The following is an 18,842-nucleotide window of genomic DNA, read 5'->3' on the forward strand; positions in this document are numbered from 1 at the left end:
CCGCGGCCCGCGCGGGCTTTCGTCCGAAGAGGGGGATTCACGCACGCGGGTGGTCAGATCTTTGTCAAAGCCTTGACCAGCGCTCGGCCCGTCGCGAATCGTCACCCTCCGGTGCGATCCGATCCGGGAGGCGTTCATGGGGGTTCGCAGGAAGACCGGCCTCGTGGCCCTGTTCGCGTCGGCGGTGCTGACGACAACCGGGGTGCTCCCCGTTTCGGCGGCGCCAGGAGAGGCGCCGCTGGTGGCGGACCCGGCCGCGTACGTGGACCCGTTCATCGGGACCGGTACCGGCGGCAGCTCGGTCGGCGAGATCAACAACTTCCCGGGTGCCGCGGTGCCGTTCGGGATGATGCAGTTCTCCCCGGACACCAAGGGTTCCTACGCGGGCTACCAGTACCACAGCGACCAGATCCGCGGGTTCAGCCTCGACCACGCCTCGGTCGGCTGCTCCGCGTTCGGCGACGTCCCGATCCTGCCGGTGACCGGTGACGTCGGTGCCGCGCCGTGGGACAGGGTGGAGCACTTCTCCCACGACGGCGAGCGGGCCGAACCCGGCTACTACGCGGTGACGCTCGCCGATTCGAAGGTGCGCGCCGAGCTGACCGCGACCACCCGCACCGGCCTCGCCACGTTCACCTTCCCCGCCGGTGGCGCGCGGCAGGTGCTGGTCAAGGGCGGCGCGAGCCTGGCGGGCAACTCGCACGCCGATCTCGCGATCAGCGGGGACCGCGCGGTCACCGGGTCCGCGACCACCGGGAACTTTTGCGGAAAGCCGAACAAGTACACCGTCTACTACGCGATCGCCTTCGACCAGCCGTTCACCGCGCACGGGACCTGGGACGGCGCCAAGGTCACCCCCGGATCCTCCACTGTGGACTCCAAGAGGGCCGGCGCGTACCTGACCTTCGGCGGCGACGTGGTGCGCGCCAAGGTCTCGATGTCCTATGTGGACGTAGCGGGTGCGAAGGCGAACATGGCGGCCGAGGTGCCGGGCTGGGACGCGAGCGCGGTGCGCGCGGACACCCGCGCCCGCTGGTCCGGCGCACTGGGCAAGGTCAAGGTCGCCGGGCGCGACACCGCGCGGCTCAAGACCTTCTACACCGCGCTGTACCACTCGCTGATGCACCCCAACACGTTCAACGACGCCGATGGCCGCTACCCCGGCTTCGACGACAGGATCCGCACCCTGCCGCCCGGCCGCACCCAGTACGCGAACTTCTCGGACTGGGACACCTACCGCTCGCTCGCGCCGCTGCACGCGATACTGTTCCCCGCGCAGGCGAGCGACATGGCGCAATCGCTGGTCAACGACGCCGTGCAGGGCGGGTGGTGGCCGAGGTGGCCGATGGCCAACGACTACACCGGCCAGATGACCGGCGACAACTCCGTGCCGCTCATCGCGAACCTCCACGCCTTCGGCGCGCGCCAGTTCGACCTCCCGACCGCGCTGAAGTACCTGGTCAAGGGCGCGACCACGGTCGACCACACACCCGGCGCGTACCAGGAGCGGCGCGGGATCGAAAACTACGTCGCGCGCGGCTACCTGCCGAACAACAGCGAATCGGCGGGCGATCACGCCCGCGTCGGCGCGTCCACCACGCTGGAATGGGCGATCGACGACTTCGCCATCGCCCAGCTCGCGAAGGCCGCGGGCGAGGGTGGCACCGCGCGGGAGTTCACCCGCCGCGGCCAGAACTGGCAGAACCTCCTCAACGCCTCGACCGGCTACCTCCAGCCGCGCGACGAGCACGGCCGCTTCCCCGACGGCCCCGCCTACCGGCCCCCGCCGCCGGGCAAGTTCGGCCAGGACGGGTTCGACGAGGGCAACGCCGCGCAGTACACCTGGCTCGTCCCGCAGAACCCGGCCGGCCTGATCACCGCGATGGGCGGGAGGGCGGCGGCCACCGAACGCCTCGACAAGTTCTTCACCAAGCTCAACGTCGGCCCGAACGAGCCGTACATGTGGGCCGGCAACGAACCCGACTTCGGCGTGCCGTGGCTGTACAACCACCTCGGCCAGCCGTGGAAGACGCAGTCGACGGTCCGCGAGATCGCGACGACGCTGTTCAACGCGACCCCGGACGGCGAGCCGGGCAACGACGACCTCGGCGCGCAGTCGTCGTGGTACGTGTGGGCCGCGCTCGGGATCTACCCGTCGACGCCGGGCACCGCCGATCTCGCCGTGCACAGCCCGTTGTTCGAGCGGGCGGTGCTGGACCTGCCGGGCAACGACCTCGACATCCGCGCGCCGCGGGCGTCGGCGGGAACCCCGTACGTGCACGGGCTCGCCCTGAACGGTCGCGGCTGGGAGCGCACGTTCCTCCCGCAGGACATCGTGCGCACCGGCGGGCGGCTCGACTTCTCCCTGGCCTCCACCCCGGACACGCACTGGGCGGTGCACGCTTCGCCACCGTCCTATCGGGACGGTGAGCGCCCGTTCCTCGCGTCGGCGACACCGAACCAGGTCACCGTCGAACCCGGCGGCTCGGGTGAGTTCACTGTGGACGGTCAGCGGCTCGGTGGCGCGGATCCGGCGCTGTTCGTCACCACGGCCCCGCCGCCGGGCCTCGGCGTGCGCGGGCTCCCGGTGGTGCCGCTGGACCGGCGCACCGGCGTGGGGAGCGCGAAGTTCGTGGTCACCGCGGCGCCGACGGCCGCACCCGGGTACCACGAGATCCCGATGACGGTGCGGGGCGGCGGGGACCCGGTGCGTGCTTCGGTCATCGTGCTGGTCGCGCCGAAGGGAAGTCTTCCCGCCGCGTACGGGAACGTGGGCGTCTCGGACGACACGGACGCGGCTCAGGCCGATTTCGACGGCGACGGCAACAGCTACTCCCGGCAGGCGCTCGCGGCCGCCGGGCTGACGGCCGGCGCCACGCTGTCCGTCTCGGGGACCGCGGTGACCTGGGCGGCCGTCCCGCCCGGCCGCAAGGACAACGTGGTCGCGAACGGGCAGGTCGTGACTGTCGGCGCGGGCAGGCGGCTCCTCTTCGTCGGCGCCGCGACCCGCGGAGACCACCGAGGGGCGGCGACCGTCGCGTTCACCGACGGGAGCACCGCGCGGGCCGATTTGTCCTTCGGCGACTGGGTTCTCCCCGGTGGTGGCGATTCGCCCGTGTTCGGCAACACCGTCGTCGCGCGCACGGACCACCGCAACCAGTTCCGCGGGCCGGGCGGCCCCGCGTACGTCTACGCGACGGCACCGTTCGACGTCCCCGCCGGAAAGCGGGTCGCGGCGGTGACGCTGCCGGTCGACAAGGATCTGCACGTCTTCGCCATCGGCACGGCATAACGCCCTTACTCGCTGGCTGTCTCCCCGCGGTACCCGTGAACTTGGCTGGTGAGCGGGGGCAGGGCCGGCGTTGGTGCGGGGTCCGGCCGGTGCGCGGGCGCCTCGTGCACCGTGATCGTCGCGGTGCACCGGCTGGTGAGCACGCGGCCGTCCGATTCGCGCCGCAGTTCGAACTCGACGGCGGGGAAGCCCTGCTTCGCTCGCGTGGCGTCGACGGGGAAGTAGACGGCCGCGGCCTCGCCGACCTCGAGCGGCGGCACCGAGACGGCACCGTCGAGGATCTCCTGCCCCGTGGACCGGAGCACGGCAGGCGGCCACTCGTCGTGCACCAGCACCCCGTACTCGGCCAGCCGCGCCCGGCCCGCGGAGGAGATGTCGACGACGGCGTCGTACCCGAACGCCTCGAAACCGGTGTTCCGGATCCGGACCCCGAGCAGGTCTTCGCTGGGCACGGGCAGACCCTCGGCCGCGAACGGTTCGGTGGCGATCTCGTCGAGGCAGAGGACCAGGTCGTTGGGGTCGGTGTCGAAGTCGAACGTGTCCTTGCCGAAGATGACGTGCCTCGGCCGGTTCCCGTCGCCGGTCGTGTGCTGCCGCGACACCCGGACGCTGCGTTTCCAGCGGCTGCCGTCGTGGTGCTCCATCCGCAGCGTCCACTCGCTTCCGCCGAGCACCTCGTCCTGCCCGATCTCACCGGGGATGACGCGCGCGACGGAACCGCCGAGCACCACCCGCTGCGGGTACGCCGCGTCGTTGCCGATGACGCGCAGACGCCAGCGGCCGTGGTAGGTGAACATGGCTTCTCCCGTTTCCGGTGGTCGCGGAGTGCTCCCGCAACGGTTCACGTGCCCGGCCGCGCCCGAGGTTCATTGACGGTTCTAAGGCCCTTCTGCGCGGATTCTCAGGTTCAGGCCCGATCTTGGGGAGCATGACCGAGAACTTGCCACCGCAGGACGAGCCGCAGCCGCCGCAGTCGCAGCCCGGACAGGCACAGCCCGAGCAGGCGCACCAGCCGCAGGCCCAGCCGCCCGTCGAGCCCCAGCAACCGCAGCCGCAGCCGTCCCCCACGCAGACGTGGTGGCACCAGCAGGGCGCGGCGACACCGCCCTACGGCGCGCCGGAGCAGCAGCCCTACGGCGCGGCCGGGCCGGTGGCGACGCGGGCACGGCCGAAGCGGAAGGTGTCCACCCCGATCGTGGTGACGGCGATCATCGCGGGCCTGATCGGCGGCGGTGTCGGGATCGGGGGCAGCGCGCTGCTCGCGAGCGGCGACAACCCGCCGGTGCTCTCTTCACAGCCGCCGTCGGCGAGCCAGGTCTCCTCCCAGGCGGGCTCGGTGGCGTACGCGGCCGAGGTCGCGACGAAGTTCACGGTCGACATCAAGATCCCGTCGCAGCAGGGCACGGTCACCGGCACCGGGATCATCCTGACCCAGGACGGGTACGTGCTGACCAACAACCACGTCGTCTCCGGCGCCGCGAACGGCGGGAAGATCCAGGTCACCACGGCCGACGGCAAGAAGCTGAGCGCCACGGTCAAGGGCACCGCGCCGTCCTACGACCTCGCGGTCATCAAGCTCGACAACGCCAGCGGTCTCACCCCGGCCGTGCTCGGCCAGTCCAACTCGCTGAAGGTGGGCCAGCCGGTCGCCGCGGTCGGCAGCCCCGAACAGCTTTCCAACACGGTGACCGCGGGCATCATCAGCGCGCTGAGCAGGACGGTGAAGGCAGGCGGCGAGGACGGCGGCGGCACGGTCGTCTACAACGGACTGCAGACCGACGCCCCGATCAACCCCGGCAACTCGGGCGGACCGCTGGTCAACATGGACGGCCAGGTCGTCGCGGTGAACTCCGCGGTCGAGCCGGGGCAGAGCGGCAACGGCGGGCTGCAGGCGTACGGCCTCGGGTTCTCCATCCCGATCGACAAGGCGAAGCAGATCGCGAACGAGCTGATGCAGAACGGCAAGGCGGCCAAGCCGGTGCTGGGGGTGAGCGGCAGCGTGCAGTCGCAGCCGGGTTCGGCCAACGGCGGCACCCAGCTCGCCGGGGTGCAGGACGGCGGGCCCGCCGCGCAGGCGGGGATCAAGCAGGGCGACACGATCACCGCGATCGACAAGACGCCGATCAACTCCTACGCGGACCTGATGGCCGAGGTGCTCAAGCACACGCCGGGGCAGCAGGTGCCGGTCGCGGTGCAGCACGCCGACGGCTCGCAGCAGGACGTCACGGTGACGCTGGGCAGCGCGACCGACACCGAGCAGACCACGGTGCCGCAGCAGCCGCAGGACCAGCAGGGCAACCCGTTCGGCGGAATACCCGGGTTCGGGGGCCGCTGACCGGTTTCGGGGAGCGGGGGCGGATCGGCGCCGGGCGCGTGACTGCGCCCGGCGCCGATCCGTGTGTCGCGTTACCCGAAGTCAGCTGCCTTCCATGGCCTTGATCAGGCTCTTGGGCCGCATGTCGGTCCAGTTCTGCTCGACGTACTCCAGGCAGGCGTCGCGGCTGTCCTCGCCGTGCGCGATCGTCCAGCCCGCTGGCACGTCGACGAAGGTCGGCCACAGCGAGTGCTGGCCCTCGTCGTTGACGAGCACGTAGTAGCGGCCGTCGGGGTCCTCGAACGGGTTCGTCATGAGTCCTGATTACCACAACGGCAGCGCCGCACGCAGCAGGTTGTTGCCCATCCCGCGCTGCTCAGGCGCCCGGTCACCGCTCGTTCCCGGCCCCGAGCACGGTGGCGATCTCCGCGGCGGGGCGCGGGGTTCCGACGTGCTCGCCGGTCGCGGTGCCCGCGCCGGTGGCGTGCCACCAGGCCGCCTGCTCCGGGGTGCCGACCCCGTCGATGTGCACGGACGCGGACGATTCGCGGATCAGCGGGACGAGTGCGGCCGCCGCGAGCCGTGCCCGCCCGTCGACATGGCGGCGGGTGATGCGGACCGCGTGCACCGGCAGCTCCGCGAGCAGGGCCAGATCCTCCGCGCCGGGCCCGATGTCGTCGAGCATCATGGTGATTCCGCGGTCGGCGAGCACGGTGAGGTTGTCCTGCGCTTCGGCCGCGGTCAGCGCCGCGGCCGGGATCCCGATCGTCAGCCAGCCCGGTTCGGCGCCGGTTTCGGCCAGTGCGCCGAGCACCCGGCGCACCAGGTCCGCGTCACCGGCCTGGTTCACCGAAAGCCCGATCATGAGCGACCCGGAGAAGCCGAGCTGCTGGCGCCACCACCGGAGCTGCCCGCACGCGGTCCGCAGCACCCATTCGCCGAGCGGCAGCATCAGCCCGGTCTGGTCGGCCAGCTCGACGCACCGGTGGTGCGGCACCGTGCCGTGGCCGGGGCGGTCCCAGTGCAGCACCGCCTCGACGCCAGCGACTTCGCCGTCGGCCAGGCGCTTCACCGGCCGGTACCGCACGGTGATTTCGCCGTGCTCCCACGCGCCCGGCATCCCGACCGCGAGTAGCTGCGCCCGCCGGTCCACCGCGTCCTGGTCGGGGTGGAACAGCTCCCACTGCCCGCGACGGCCCGTCTTCGCCCGCCGCAGCGCCGAATCCGCCGCGCGCAGCAGCTCCGCGGGATCGCTGTCGTGCGGCGGCCGGTGCACCACGCCGATGCTCGCGGGCAGCGCCAGCCCTTCTCCCTCCACATAGGACGGTTCGAACAGCTCGGCGTTGATGTTCGCGACCAGTGCCGAGACGTCCGGTGTGCGGGCGGAGTTCTCCACCACGATCCCGAACTCGTCGCCGTCGAAGCGCGCGATCATCGCCTTTTCCTGCGCGAACACGGCTTTCAGCCGCCGGGAGGTCTGCACGAGCAGCTGTTCGCCCGCACGGCGGCCGAGGCTGTCGCACACCTTCGCGAACGCGTCCAGGTCGAGGTGCAGCACCGTGATCCCGAGCGCGGGGTCGGCGCGCCGCAGCACGCTTTCCAGGTGCGTGCCGAAGTACTGCCGGTTCGGCAGGCCGGTCAGCACGTCGTGCAGCGACTGCCGGTGCAACTCGCCCTGCAGCAGCATCAGCTCCGTGCCGTCCTCGACGACGCCGACGAAGTGCCTCGGCTGATCTTCGGCGTCGCGCAGCAGGGACACGGTCAGCGAGATCCGCGCCGTGTCACCGTCGGCGCGGCGAAGCTGCTGCGACTGGCGGAACCGCTCCCGCTCGCCGGTCAGCAGCGCGGCCATGCCCTCGCGCAGGGCCTCCACCGATTCCGGGCGGACCAGGTCGTACACCGTCGTCCCGGTCAGCTTCGCGGGGGAGACGCCGAGTATCTCGCCGAGCGCGGCGTTGGCCTTCGACAGCTTCCCGTCCAGCTCGATGACCATGATGCCGCTCGTCGACGACGTGGCCACCTCTTCGAACCGGGCCTCGCTTTCCTTGAGGTGCCACTTCGCGTCCCGGACGGCTTTGAGCAGGGAGAGCTGCATGATTTCCTGCTGCTCCAGCACGACCGAGCGGGTCGCCGCCACGAAGCCGCTCGCGAGCGCGCCCAGCACCGCCGTGATCCGCTCGGCGAACCGCGACAGGGGCTGGCACGCGCTCAGGCCCAGCATTCCCTTGCCCAGCACGTCCATCGTGCAGCGCAGGCCGGGGTCGCCGACGTAGCCGAGTGCCACCAGCCGTTCCCCGACCCCGCGTGCCGCGTCCGCGTCGACCGGCTCCGCGACCACGGCCGAGCAGAGCGTTGCGAGCTGGTACCGGAGTTCCCGGTCCAGTTCGTCCTTGCCCATGGACACGACGACGACCCCGCTGAGCAGATATGCCCACTTCCTCGCGAGCAACTCCTGCTCACGGACGCCGTCCGGAGACGGTGCGGGGGATTTCCGTTGGGGATTCGGCATTCAGGTCACGCCCTGAGGTGGTTTTCGAGTGCGCGGAAGTTTATCTACTCCACTGCGTACCACCGTTCGGCCATAAGTGTGAAAAGGCACCACACGATAGTGAATTGACGTTCTCCGTTACTCCTGGTCATTTCGAGGTTGCTTAACGCCGACACCGGCATAGACGAGCATGTTCATCTCCGGCTCGTCGGAGATGTCCGCGGGCCCGCGCGGACGCCATTCCCCGCAGCCGACAAGACCGGGCTCGACCAGGTCGAAACCGGTGAACAGGCCGGTGATCTGCGCGTGCGTCCGCAGCGTCACCTGGTCCGGGCTCCTGCTGCGCTTGATCGCCTCGGTCGCCTCGGTGAGGTTGTCGCCCTGGTGGTCCCCGGTGACGTGGGTGATCGCCAGGTAGCTGCCATCGGGCAGCGCGTCGCGGTAGCGCGCCATCAGCGCGAGCGGGTCCGAGTCGTCCGGGATCCAGTGCAGCATCAGCAGCATCAGCAGGCCGACCGGCTGGCCGAAGTCCAGCAGCCGCCGCGTGTCCGGGTGCGCGAGGATGGCTTCCGGATCGCGCATGTCGGCCTGGATGATCGCGGCGCGGCTGTTGCCGGTGAGCATCAGTTCGCTGTGCGCGACCGCGACCGGGTCGCGATCGACGTAGACCACCCGGCAGGCGGGATCGATTTCCTGCGCGACCTCGTGCACGTTGGAAACCGTCGGAATGCCGGAGCCGATGTCGAGGAACTGGCGGATTCCCTGGTCGGTCATGAACCGCACGACGCGGCCGAGGAAGGTCCGGTTCACCCGCGCGGCCTGGGGGAGACCGGGCATGGCGCGGCTGATCTGGTCGCCGACGGCGCGGTCGACGGCGAAGTTGTGCCCGCCGCCCAGCATGAAGTCGTACGTGCGGGCCATGCTCGGCACCGACGTGTCGACGGTCGGCGGGACCCAGTCCTCACTTGCCACGGTCAACCCCTTCGCTTCGCGACGGCCGATACTAGCGAGCGGGGCGTGCGAACACTGCGTCCATCGGCATGACGCCGATGTCCACCCGATCGAGGCGCGCCCGCACCCGAACGGGCTCTGCCGATCTCGTTCGGGTCGCCTCTACTGTGGGCCCTCCCCATTCGGCGTAGGCGAGGAGCGACGCATGTCTGTTCCCGTGGCCCGAGGCCGCTGGCCCGTCCTCGGGCACACGCCCGTCCTGCTGCGGCGCCGTTTCGAATTCACCGCGTCGCTGCGGGACAGCGGTGAAATCGTGAAGGTCTTTCTCGGCCCGATGCCGGCGTATTTCGTCACCAGCCCGGAGCTGACCTATCGCGTGCTCGTGACGAACGGGTCCAGTTTTCGCAAGGGCGCGATGTTCGACAAGTTCCAACCGTATCTGGGAAACGGGCTCCTCCTCTCGAACGGCGCGTTTCACCACCGGCAGCGCAGGCTCATCCAGCCCGCGTTCCACCGCGAGCGGATCGCGCGGTACGCGGAGACGATGGTGCGGGCGGCGCGCGAGCTGACCGGGACCTGGCGGCGGGGAGAGGTCCGCGATCTCACCGCGGACATGCAGGGGCTCGCGGTCACGATCGTCGGCGAGGCCCTGTTCTCCGCCGAACTGGGCCAGCGCGCGATCGCCGAGGTGCGCCGGTCCATCTTCCTGGTGATCAAGCAGGGCATGATCCGCGCGTTGTCCCCGTCCTTCCTGGAAAAGCTGCCCGTGCCGGGAAACCGGCAGTTCGACGAAGCCATCGAACGCATGCGCGCCATCGTGCTCGAGGTGATCGCGAGCTGGCGCGCCGACGGCTCCGACCACGGCGATCTCCTTTCCATGCTCCTGCTGGCGCGGGACGAGGAAACCGGCGAGCGGATGACCGACCAGCAGACCTACGACGAGGTGCTCACGCTCCTCACCGCCGGTATCGAGACCACCGCGCTCGCGCTGGCGTGGATCTTCCACGAGATCGCGCGCGATCCCGAGGTGGAGCGTCGGCTGCGCGACGAGATCGACGAGGTGCTCGCGGGCGGGCCGCTCACCTTCGAAGACGTCCCGAAGCTGACCTACACCCACCAGGTGGTCAACGAGGTCCTGCGGATGTACCCGATCTGGATCCTGATGCGGCGGGCCACCGAGGAGGTCGAGCTCGGCGGCGTCCGGATCCCGGCGGCCGCCGAGGTGATCATCAGCCCGCACGCGCTGCACTTCGACCAGGGGTCCTATCCGGACCCGCACCGCTTCGACCCGGACCGCTGGGCGCCGGACCGCGTGGGTGAAGTGCCGAAGGGCGCCTTCATCCCGTTCGGCGCGGGCACCCGCCAGTGCATGGGAAATGTGTTCGCCCAGACCGAAATCGTCATCACCGTGGCCACCGTGCTCGCGGACTGGCGGCTCGTTCCCGTGCCGGAACGGCCCGTGCGGGTGAAGTTCACCTCGGCCGCCTACCCGTCCGAAATGCCGATGACCGTAACCGAAAGGTAGTATCCGTGCGCTCGTTCCGCCGCTTCTCCGCGGTCGTCCTGCTCTTCCTCGGCGGGTTTTTCGTGCCCGCGCCCGCATCGGCGGCCGTCGCCTGCGAAGACCTCCGGGTCCCGGTGTCGCTGCTCGGCCTGCCGCAGACGATGTACGGGAAGCTGTGCGCGCCGCCCGGTGCGAAAACGGTGCAGGTGCTGATCCCCGGCGGCACGTACAACAGCTCGTACTGGGACATCGCCTACGCGCCCGAAACCCGTTCGTACCGCAAGGCGATGAACGACGCCGGGATCGCCACCCTCGCCGTCGACCGGCTCGGCACCGGGCGCAGTTCCAAGCCGCTGTCCGCGCTGGTCACCGCCACCGCGCAGGCCGACGCCGTGCACCAGGTGATCAAGACGGTGCGCCCGCGGTTCGACAGGGTGATCGTCGGCGGGCATTCGATCGGCTCCGCGATGGCCATGATCGAAGCGGGCCTGTACCACGACGTCGACGGCGTGCTCGTCACCGACATGACGCACCGGATGAACTTCATCACCGTGCTTCCCGTGCTGGCCAACATGATCCCGGCCCCGCTCGACCCGAAGCTCGGCTCGCGCGGCCTCGACGTCGGCTATCTCACCACCCGGCCGGGCACCCGGTACGAGGCATTCCACAAACCCGGCCCGCTGGTGCCCGGCGCGATCGAGGCCGATGAGTCCACAAAGGACGTTTTCGCGGCGACCGAGGCCGTCGACACGCTCGCGCTGACCAACGTGGTGATCCCGTTCACCCAGCGCATCGACGTCCCGGTGCTGACCGTCGTCGGCGCGGGCGACACCCATTTCTGCGGGCAGCCCCTTGGCAGCGACTGCACGTCGTCGGCGGCGTTGCGGGCTTCGGAAGCGCCGTTCTTCTCGGACGCCGCGCGGCTGGAGGCCTACGTGCTGCGGGATTACGGCCACTCGATCAACTACGCCCCGAACGCCCACGACTACGAGCAGGTCGTCACCCAGTGGACGCGCGCACTGGGCTGAACCGCGCGACCGTCACGGTGTCCTGCCCGGCTGGATGCCGAGCACGTCCGGTCCGGCGTAGCCGCACACCCGGTTTCGGTTCGCGCACGATCCGTCGTGCGTGAACCGTCAGCGCGGCCGTCTACTCTCGAAGACGATCGAGAGGGGAGGTGGCGCCACGTGCTGGTCCTGCACGCGTTCTGGGTGGTCGACGGCGGTTTGTGCCTGTGGGCCGAGGATTCCGGGTACCCGGTGACGAGCCGGAGCCGGGCCACGCGCTCGGCGCGGCCGCATCCGTTCGCCGTTCCCGCGGGCGAACTCGCCGGGCTGGTCTCGGGAAAGGCGGACGAGGTCACCCTCCTGCTGCCGTCGTCGCGGACCTCCCCGCTCGATTCGCCGGAACTGATCCGGATCACGCCCCGTCCGCCCGCGCGGTCGGAGCCCGCGTTGTCGCCGTGGATCGTGCCCGTCGTCACGCTGGACGCCGCGGCGGCGCTGGCCGCGCTGACCGAGCGCACCGTCATGCGCCACAGCGCGTCCTGGGGCTATTTCGCGGAACTCGCGGCTTTCGCGCGTGGGCTCGCCGGCCGTGGGCGAGTGCTGCCCGCGCTCGAACACGACGATCTCGGTGCGGTCGCGCAGTGGCGGCCGGTGCTGCGGGGGCGTGATGTCCTCGCCGCGCAGGAGTTCGCCGCCGCGATGCCCCCGGTGTGCCGCGCGGCCTCCAGCGCCGAGCCGCACGAGCTGGTCGGCGCGGTGCTGCACGCGTTGGCCGACGCCGCGGTCCGCGAAGGTCCCGTACCGGATCTGGTCCCGTCGCGCCGCGGCCGCCGGCCGGCCCGGCCGCCCGCGGCCGAGGCGTGGCTGGCCGCGTTGTCCGCCCCGGACGGCCGGTTCGACGCCGACGACCTCGGCCCGCTCGCCGAGGCACTGCGGCCGTGGGACGAGATCGGCGCGGAGCGGACCGGTCCGGCGCGCGCCACGTTCCGGCTCACCGAAGTCCCCGCCGAGGAGGAAACCCCGCCAGGGTGGCGGCTGGAATTCCTGTTGCAGTCCGCCGAGGACCCGAGCCTGGTGGTCCCGGCCGAGCGCGCCTGGGCCGACGAGGGCGCACTCGGCCGGTGGCTCGCTCGCCCGCAGGAACTGCTGCTCGCCGAGCTGGGCCGGGCGAGCCGGGTGTACCCGCAGCTCGCACCGGGTCTCCGCCGTGCGCGCCCGTGCGCCCTCGACCTGGACGCCGACGGCGCCTACCACTTCCTTTCGGTCGCCGCGCCCCGGCTGGACGAGGCGGGTTTCGGTGTCCTGCTGCCGACCTGGTGGAACCGCCGCCGCGAACTGGCGCTCACCGCGTCCGCGCACACTCCCGTGGACGGTGTGGTGCGGAAGGCCGGCAAGTTCGGCGAGAAGCAGCTCGTGGAGTTCCGCTGGCAGCTCGCCGTCGGCGATGACGAGGCCCTCACCGACGAGGAGATCGCCTCGCTCGCGGACACCAAGGCCCCGCTGATCCGGCTGCGCGGCCAGTGGGTGACCGTCGACCCCGAGCAGCTCCGGCGCGGTCTGGAGTTCCTGAAGCGAAAGCCGGAACCGAAGATGACCGCGGCCGAGGTACTCGCACTGGCCGCGAGCCATCCCGAGGACCTCGACATCCCGCTGCCGGTGGCGGGCGTGCACGCGGACGGCTGGCTCGGCGACCTCCTCGACGGCACCGCGGAAAAGTCGCTCAGCCCGGTGCCGGCACCGGCCGGGTTCACGGCCACGTTGCGGCCGTACCAGGAGCGCGGGCTGTCCTGGCTGGCCTTCCTGTCGTCGCTCGGGCTGGGCGCCTGCCTCGCGGACGACATGGGGCTCGGCAAGACCGTCCAGCTTCTGGCGCTGGAGGCGGCGCACCGCGCGGAGGAGCCCGACGCCGGGCCCACGCTGCTGATCTGCCCGATGTCGCTGGTGGGGAACTGGCAGCGGGAAGCCGCGAAGTTCGCCCCGGATCTGCGGGTCTACGCCCACCACGGAGGTTCGCGCCCGCACGGCACCGAACTGGCGGACCGGCTGGACGCCACGGACCTCGTGGTCACCACCTACGCGACGGCCACCCGCGACATCGACGAGCTGGCCGAACGCGAATGGCGGCGCGTGGTGCTCGACGAGGCGCAGGCGATCAAGAACAGCGCCTCGCGCTCGTCGAAGGCGGTGCGGCGGCTGCGAGCGCGGCACCGCGTCGCGCTGACCGGCACGCCGATGGAGAACCGGCTGGCCGAGCTGTGGTCGGTGATGGACTTCGCCAACCCCGGGATGCTCGGCTCACCCGAGCTGTTCCGCACGCGCTACGCCATCCCGGTCGAGCGGCACGGCCGTACCGAGCCGGTCGAACGCCTGCGGAAGATCATCAAGCCGTACCTGCTGCGGCGGCTGAAGACCGATCCCGCGATCATCGACGACCTGCCGGAGAAGATCGAGGTGAAGCAGTACTGCCGCCTCACCACCGAGCAGGCGTCGCTCTACCAGTCCGTCGTGGACGACATGATGGACAAGATCGAGAACTCCGAAGGGATCGAGCGCAGGGGCAACGTGCTCGCCGCGATGACCAAGCTGAAACAGGTCTGCAACCACCCCGCCCAGTTGCTGCACGACCGCTCGTCCATCGGCACGCGCTCGGGGAAGGTGATCCGGCTGGAAGAGATCCTCGACGAGATCATCGCCGAGGGCGGCAAGGTGCTCTGCTTCACCCAGTTCACCGAGTTCGCCGAACTGCTGCTGCCGCACCTGTCCGCGCGCTTCGGCACCGATATCGCCTACCTGCACGGCGGCACCACCAAGAAGCGCCGCGACGACCTGGTCACCGCCTTCTCCGCCGACGACGGCCCGCCGATCTTCCTGCTGTCCCTGAAGGCGGGCGGCACCGGCCTGAACCTCACCGCCGCGAACCACGTCATCCACCTCGACCGCTGGTGGAACCCCGCCGTGGAAAACCAGGCCACCGACCGGGCCTTCCGCATCGGCCAGCAACGCACCGTCGGCGTCCACAAGTTCGTCTGCACCGGCACCCTCGAAGAAAAGATCGACGACCTGATCGAGGAGAAGAAGGCCCTCGCGGACCTGGTCGTCTCCGATGGCGAAAGCTGGCTGACCGAACTGTCCACAACAGACCTGCGCGCCGTCTTCGCCCTCACCGAAGGAGCTGTCGATGACTGACAGGTGGTTCCCGAAGGCGCGTCCGCGTGCGGTGGCCGGTGGCCTGCAAGCCCGGAGCAAGCGGGGTGCGATCGCGCGAACCTGGTGGTCAGGACGCTTCGTCGGGGTGCTCGAAGAAATGGGCATGGGCGGCAGGCTCGAACGAGGCCGCAACTACGCCCGCCGGGGCCAGGTGATCTCCCTGGAGGTGACCGCGGGTTCCGCGACCGCCAGGGTCCAGGGCAGCAGCGCGACCCCGTACCGGGTCCGCATCGGCATCACCGCCTTCGACAAACGAGACTGGTCCAAAGTAGAACGAACGCTCGCCGAAAACGCCTGGTACGCAGCCAAACTCCTCGCAGGCGAAATGCCGGAAGACATCGAAGCCGTCTTCGCCGACCTCGGCCTCCCGCTCTTCCCGACCGGCGCGCGGGACCTGTCCATGGACTGCTCCTGCCCGGATTTCCAGGTCCCGTGCAAACACCTGGCCGCCGCCTTCTACCTGCTGGCCGAAGCCTTCGACGAGGACCCCTTCACCATCCTCACCTGGCGCGGCCGCACCCGGGACGAACTACTCGCCAACCTGCGAACCGCCCGAGCCGGCACCTCCCCGGTGGGCCCCGCGCTGCCGACCACCCCAGCCGCTTTCTATGCCCTGCAAGCCGATCTCCCCAGTGCCACCGCACCGGCCAGCGACCCCGCATCCCTGCTGGACCAACTCCCCGCGACCACCTTCACCCTGCGCGGCCACACCCTCCCCGACCTGCTGCGCCCGGCCTACCAAGCACTCGACGACCTCGCGTACGACCACTGAGCTTGTCGTTCACGTGGTGCGGCTGTGCGGAGGCGGTCCGGGCAAGTCGTCAGCTCGAACACCCCATCCGACCGCGCGACCAGGCCGAGAACTCCTTCCGCGGCAAGAGGAATCATCGACCACGGGTGGTCCCACGCCTCGACCGGCAAGCTGAGCGAACGAATGCGGCGGCCGGGAGAAGTTCCCGGCCGCCGCATTCGGTCCACCCTGTTTTCAAACCCCCTGGGGGTCACCCGTCACGGGTGGTAGATCTCCTTGACCGTGGCGATGCGGTCGTCGTTGTCGACGTGGATCTGGGCGAGCGGCGGGGTGCCACCGTTCAGCGCTTCCAGCAGCTCCAGCGGGGTGCACGGCTTGCTGCCGAAGCCCTTGTCGTCGATGGTGACGTCGCCGCCCGAGCAGATGGTGGCCGCGCTGTACACCTGGCCGTGCTCGTGCAGCGGCAGCCGGTAGGTCTTGGTGTCGCCGGGGACCTCCACGTACTGGCCATCGTCAGGGCCGCCCGACTTCCACTTCATCAGCTTGAACTGGGCCATGTTCGTGGCGTTGTCGAAACCGGTGAACTGCACGGTCTGGGTGGTGTTCGGGAACCGGAGCTTGGGCGGGCTCGCCGGCGTGGAGTTCTCGCTCGGCTTGGTCTCGACGCGGAGACCGGTGGCGCCCTTGCCGCAGTACACGGCACCCTGGCTGCCCGCGGGCTCCTCCGCCTTGGCGCAGTCCCAGCCACCCGTGATGTCGATGACCTTCTGGCCGGGACCTTCGCCCTCCGTCGGCACCTTCTCGTAGTACTCGCTGATGACGTTGAACGCCTCGGTGCACCCCGTCGTGCCGTCGGGGGACGCGATCGCGACCAGGTCCACCTGCGGGCCTCCGGGAAGGCCGACCTTGCCGCCGAGTTCGCTGCAGTTGACGTCGCCGGTCGGCACTCCGGAAACCCCGCCGGAAGAACCGCCCTTGGCCGCGGAGTTGTTCCCCTTCGCGGTGCCGTGGAATGCCGCCGTGTCCGCGATGTTCTTGATCGGAGCGGGAGCGGCGGAACCATTTCCGGCCGCACCATTTCCACTGCACGCGGAAAGCAATGCTGCCGCCGCGACCGCCCCGCCGACCAGCGCGACCCTCATCGACTTCATCGTGGTGGAACCCATTTTCTTAACCCCAATCGAGTCTGTGGTGAATCTCTGCTGGGAAAGACGCCCCGACCCGTTCGGAGTTGCTGCAAATCGCCGCCAAAGCCCAAAGTTGCACGAACTTCTGCCCGCCCCTGACTGCGCGGGCAAACTTCGCCACCCGACGCAACCTGACCACCGACCGCGCGTCCGAGGAGATACGGCCACCCTCTGCGATCGCGCAAAAGCCGGTGGTCGGAGCGCTTCACCAGCACGTAGCCGGGGCCTGGTGACGGGGGAGCTACCGAGTCCCGGGCTCGCCCGCCGTCGCATCGAGCAGGTCGAGGTACCCCTCGACCGCATCCCACAGGTAGTTCTCCGGATACCGCCCGAGCCCGCGGTGCTCCCGCCGCCACCCGCGATCCCAGTACCCGTCGCGCACCTCTCGCAGCTGCGCGAGCGAAGCCTGAAGATCCTCAGCCGCCAGCCGCAGCAACTCGACCAGCCAAGCCGTCGCGTGCGGCGTCGAGGCCCAGGGCACCTCCTCGGCCGGCAGATTCAGCACGAACGCAATCTCTACGTGCTCCACCGGCTCGGCACCTTCGACCACCTCGCCGAACACACGCGAGCCCCGCCAACGGCCCGTCGTCGAGCCAGGTGCACGACCCTCGTACCGTGTGGCCGTGACCACCGCTGTGACGAAGCTTGCCCGGGATTGCGTGGCCTTCGACCAGATCCTCCGGATCCGGGCGTGGGTGGGAGACGGCAAGCCGGTGACCGGCAAAGGCGTGCTGCGCCCGGCCGACCTCCGGATCGCGAGCGCGGCCACCGGGGTGCCGATCCCGGCGAAGTTCCGCTCAGCCGCGGACGTCCCTCGCTGGCGTCGACTGTGGTCGGCCGCCGTCGCGACGGACCTGATCTCGCTCGAAGCGAGTGTCGCGAAGGCCGGTCCGCCGACCGAGATCACCCTGGATCTGTGGCTCACCGCGTTCGCCGCCGCGCTCGCTGCGAACTTCGAAGACGAAGAGGGCTTCGCGGCGCTCCGTCTGGGCCGCGCCTTGCTCAACGCACTTGCCTCTGGCAGGGCGAAGACGTTCGACGAAGTCCATCACCACGCCGGGCACGAGTTGCTCTCGAGGTACGACCCGGCCATTTCCCGGCTGCGATCCGCCGCGAACTACGAGGATTCGGTCTCAACCCTGCGCGACCTGTTCGTGGAGTTCGGCGTGGCCACCGGCCCCCGGCAGCTCACCGAACCCGGCCGTTGGGCACTGTCGGAAGTGACCCGCCGCGGTGACGACATCGTGCAGACGCGGCCCTATGTTGATTCCGACCGGATCTGCCAGCTCAAGATCACCTTGGTGAAGTGGAGTCCGGCCTGCTGGCGGCGGGTCCTCGTCCCCTCGACGGCCACCCTCGGCGAGCTGGACAGGGTGATCCAGGCCGCCCTGCGCTGGGACAACGACCACCTGCACGGCTTCACGGTGGGAACCCGGCACTACGGAGACCCTGGCTACGACAAGAACGACGAGTACGAGATCACCGTCGGCGAAGCGTTCACCCGCGCGCGCAAACGCATCCACTACACCTACGACTTCGGCGACAGCTGGCGCCACGACATCGAACTGGAACGAACGCTCGACATCGACGAGTCGCTCACCTACCCCACCTGCGTAGCGGGCAAGGGACCCGTTCCCGTCGAGGACTCCGACCACCGCACGATCCAGTTCGACCAGGACGACATCAACCGCCGTCTCAGCTCGGCCCTGATCGCGGACGACTCGCCCTTCGACGCGGTGATCGAGCAGATCCTCGCCGATGCCCACGACGAGGAGGAACAACTCGGTTCGTTCGTCACCGTGCTGGACGAGGAACTCGCGTTGCCCGCGGAAGCCAGCGTGCTCGGGCACCCGGTCACCGTGCTGGAACTCCACTACGAGGAACTGCTGCGCGGCCCGTTCGCCGTATGCCAGGGCACCCACGGCAAAGGTGAAATAGCACTGACCGACGTCTGCTTCCCACCCGACACGACCGCGGCATGGGTACACGCGGCCTACCGCCACTTCCTGGGCATCGAACCTTTCCCCGCGACAACACGCCCCCCTTTCCCCGCGACAACACGCCCCGACTGGCGCTGGCCACCGGACGACCCGCGGTGAACCGCCGCCGACCTGGTGACGAGCTTCTGAGACGATAACGGC

The 18,842-nt window shown here is 70.1% G+C and carries 13 protein-coding genes; 7 read left to right on the forward strand and 6 right to left on the reverse strand.

Features of this window, described 5'->3' with window-relative positions; genetic code table 11:
• Positions 1–136: 136 nt before the first annotated feature.
• Complete coding sequence (locus ABD256_RS26150; RefSeq protein ID WP_344424233.1) at positions 137–3,292, forward strand: GH92 family glycosyl hydrolase; 3,156 nt, start codon at positions 137–139, stop codon at positions 3,290–3,292.
• A gap of 5 nt (positions 3,293–3,297) precedes the next feature.
• Here ABD256_RS26150 and ABD256_RS26155 read toward each other — a convergent pair whose 3' ends face one another.
• Positions 3,298–4,089 (reverse strand): hypothetical protein, encoded by a 792-nt coding sequence (locus ABD256_RS26155; protein ID WP_344424235.1) that lies wholly within the window; start codon positions 4,087–4,089, stop codon positions 3,298–3,300.
• 131 nt (positions 4,090–4,220) lie between these two features.
• Between ABD256_RS26155 and ABD256_RS26160 the strand changes: the two genes are divergently transcribed.
• Entirely contained in the window at positions 4,221–5,627 is a 1,407-nt protein-coding gene (locus ABD256_RS26160; RefSeq protein WP_344424238.1) for a S1C family serine protease, read from the forward strand.
• An 81-nt stretch (positions 5,628–5,708) separates the two neighbouring features.
• Here ABD256_RS26160 and ABD256_RS26165 read toward each other — a convergent pair whose 3' ends face one another.
• The 3 genes from ABD256_RS26165 to ABD256_RS26175 all read right to left on the reverse strand — a co-directional run bounded on the left by ABD256_RS26165 (position 5,709) and on the right by ABD256_RS26175 (position 9,066).
• On the reverse strand, positions 5,709–5,921 hold the full coding sequence (locus ABD256_RS26165; protein ID WP_344424240.1) for an MbtH family protein: 213 nt from the start codon (positions 5,919–5,921) through the stop codon (positions 5,709–5,711).
• A 73-nt stretch (positions 5,922–5,994) separates the two neighbouring features.
• Positions 5,995–8,115, reverse strand: coding sequence for a putative bifunctional diguanylate cyclase/phosphodiesterase (locus tag ABD256_RS26170; RefSeq protein ID WP_344424242.1), 2,121 nt, complete (start codon positions 8,113–8,115; stop codon positions 5,995–5,997).
• Between the two features lie 117 nt (positions 8,116–8,232).
• Positions 8,233–9,066, reverse strand: a complete 834-nt coding sequence (locus ABD256_RS26175) for an SAM-dependent methyltransferase (protein ID WP_344424244.1) — start codon at positions 9,064–9,066, stop codon at positions 8,233–8,235.
• 184 nt (positions 9,067–9,250) lie between these two features.
• On the opposite strand from ABD256_RS26175, the gene ABD256_RS26180 reads away from it, so the two are divergent.
• The 4 genes from ABD256_RS26180 to ABD256_RS26195 all read left to right on the forward strand — a co-directional run bounded on the left by ABD256_RS26180 (position 9,251) and on the right by ABD256_RS26195 (position 15,535).
• The gene (locus ABD256_RS26180) at positions 9,251–10,570 is read left to right on the forward strand and encodes a cytochrome P450 (protein ID WP_344424247.1); all 1,320 of its coding nucleotides are present in this window, start codon (positions 9,251–9,253) and stop codon (positions 10,568–10,570) included.
• 5 nt (positions 10,571–10,575) lie between these two features.
• On the forward strand, positions 10,576–11,577 hold the full coding sequence (locus tag ABD256_RS26185) for an alpha/beta hydrolase (RefSeq protein ID WP_344424250.1): 1,002 nt from the start codon (positions 10,576–10,578) through the stop codon (positions 11,575–11,577).
• 159 nt (positions 11,578–11,736) lie between these two features.
• Positions 11,737–14,742 carry a DEAD/DEAH box helicase gene (locus ABD256_RS26190; protein ID WP_344424253.1) on the forward strand — a complete coding sequence of 1,002 codons (3,006 nt, stop codon included), beginning with the start codon at positions 11,737–11,739 and terminating at the stop codon, positions 14,740–14,742.
• Positions 14,735–15,535, forward strand: coding sequence for an SWIM zinc finger family protein (locus tag ABD256_RS26195; protein WP_344424257.1), 801 nt, complete (start codon positions 14,735–14,737; stop codon positions 15,533–15,535). The genes ABD256_RS26190 and ABD256_RS26195 overlap by 8 nt, the downstream gene beginning before the upstream one ends.
• Before the next feature lie 236 nt (positions 15,536–15,771).
• On the opposite strand, the gene ABD256_RS26200 is transcribed toward ABD256_RS26195, so the two are convergent.
• Together ABD256_RS26200 and ABD256_RS26205 are read right to left on the reverse strand one after the other, a co-directional pair.
• Positions 15,772–16,656 carry a hypothetical protein gene (locus tag ABD256_RS26200; RefSeq protein ID WP_344424260.1) on the reverse strand — a complete coding sequence of 295 codons (885 nt, stop codon included), beginning with the start codon at positions 16,654–16,656 and terminating at the stop codon, positions 15,772–15,774.
• 286 nt (positions 16,657–16,942) lie between these two features.
• The gene (locus tag ABD256_RS26205; protein WP_425546523.1) at positions 16,943–17,332 is read right to left on the reverse strand and encodes a DUF7711 family protein; all 390 of its coding nucleotides are present in this window, start codon (positions 17,330–17,332) and stop codon (positions 16,943–16,945) included.
• On the opposite strand from ABD256_RS26205, the gene ABD256_RS26210 reads away from it, so the two are divergent.
• Positions 17,325–18,800 carry a plasmid pRiA4b ORF-3 family protein gene (locus ABD256_RS26210; protein ID WP_344424266.1) on the forward strand — a complete coding sequence of 492 codons (1,476 nt, stop codon included), beginning with the start codon at positions 17,325–17,327 and terminating at the stop codon, positions 18,798–18,800. The genes ABD256_RS26205 and ABD256_RS26210 overlap by 8 nt on opposite strands.
• Positions 18,801–18,842 lie beyond the last annotated feature (42 nt).

It is taken from the genome of Amycolatopsis minnesotensis (assembly GCF_039529815.1).
GTDB lineage: Bacteria > Actinomycetota > Actinomycetes > Mycobacteriales > Pseudonocardiaceae > Amycolatopsis > Amycolatopsis minnesotensis.

Coding starts and splice junctions, on each gene's coding strand:
- ABD256_RS26150 (WP_344424233.1), top strand. CDS start 137: ATGGGGGTTCGCAGGAAGACCGGCCTCGTGGCCCTGTTCGCGTCGGCG.
- ABD256_RS26155 (WP_344424235.1), bottom strand. CDS start 4,089: ATGTTCACCTACCACGGCCGCTGGCGTCTGCGCGTCATCGGCAACGAC.
- ABD256_RS26160 (WP_344424238.1), top strand. CDS start 4,221: ATGACCGAGAACTTGCCACCGCAGGACGAGCCGCAGCCGCCGCAGTCG.
- ABD256_RS26165 (WP_344424240.1), bottom strand. CDS start 5,921: ATGACGAACCCGTTCGAGGACCCCGACGGCCGCTACTACGTGCTCGTC.
- ABD256_RS26170 (WP_344424242.1), bottom strand. CDS start 8,115: ATGCCGAATCCCCAACGGAAATCCCCCGCACCGTCTCCGGACGGCGTC.
- ABD256_RS26180 (WP_344424247.1), top strand. CDS start 9,251: ATGTCTGTTCCCGTGGCCCGAGGCCGCTGGCCCGTCCTCGGGCACACG.
- ABD256_RS26195 (WP_344424257.1), top strand. CDS start 14,735: ATGACTGACAGGTGGTTCCCGAAGGCGCGTCCGCGTGCGGTGGCCGGT.
- ABD256_RS26200 (WP_344424260.1), bottom strand. CDS start 16,656: ATGAGGGTCGCGCTGGTCGGCGGGGCGGTCGCGGCGGCAGCATTGCTT.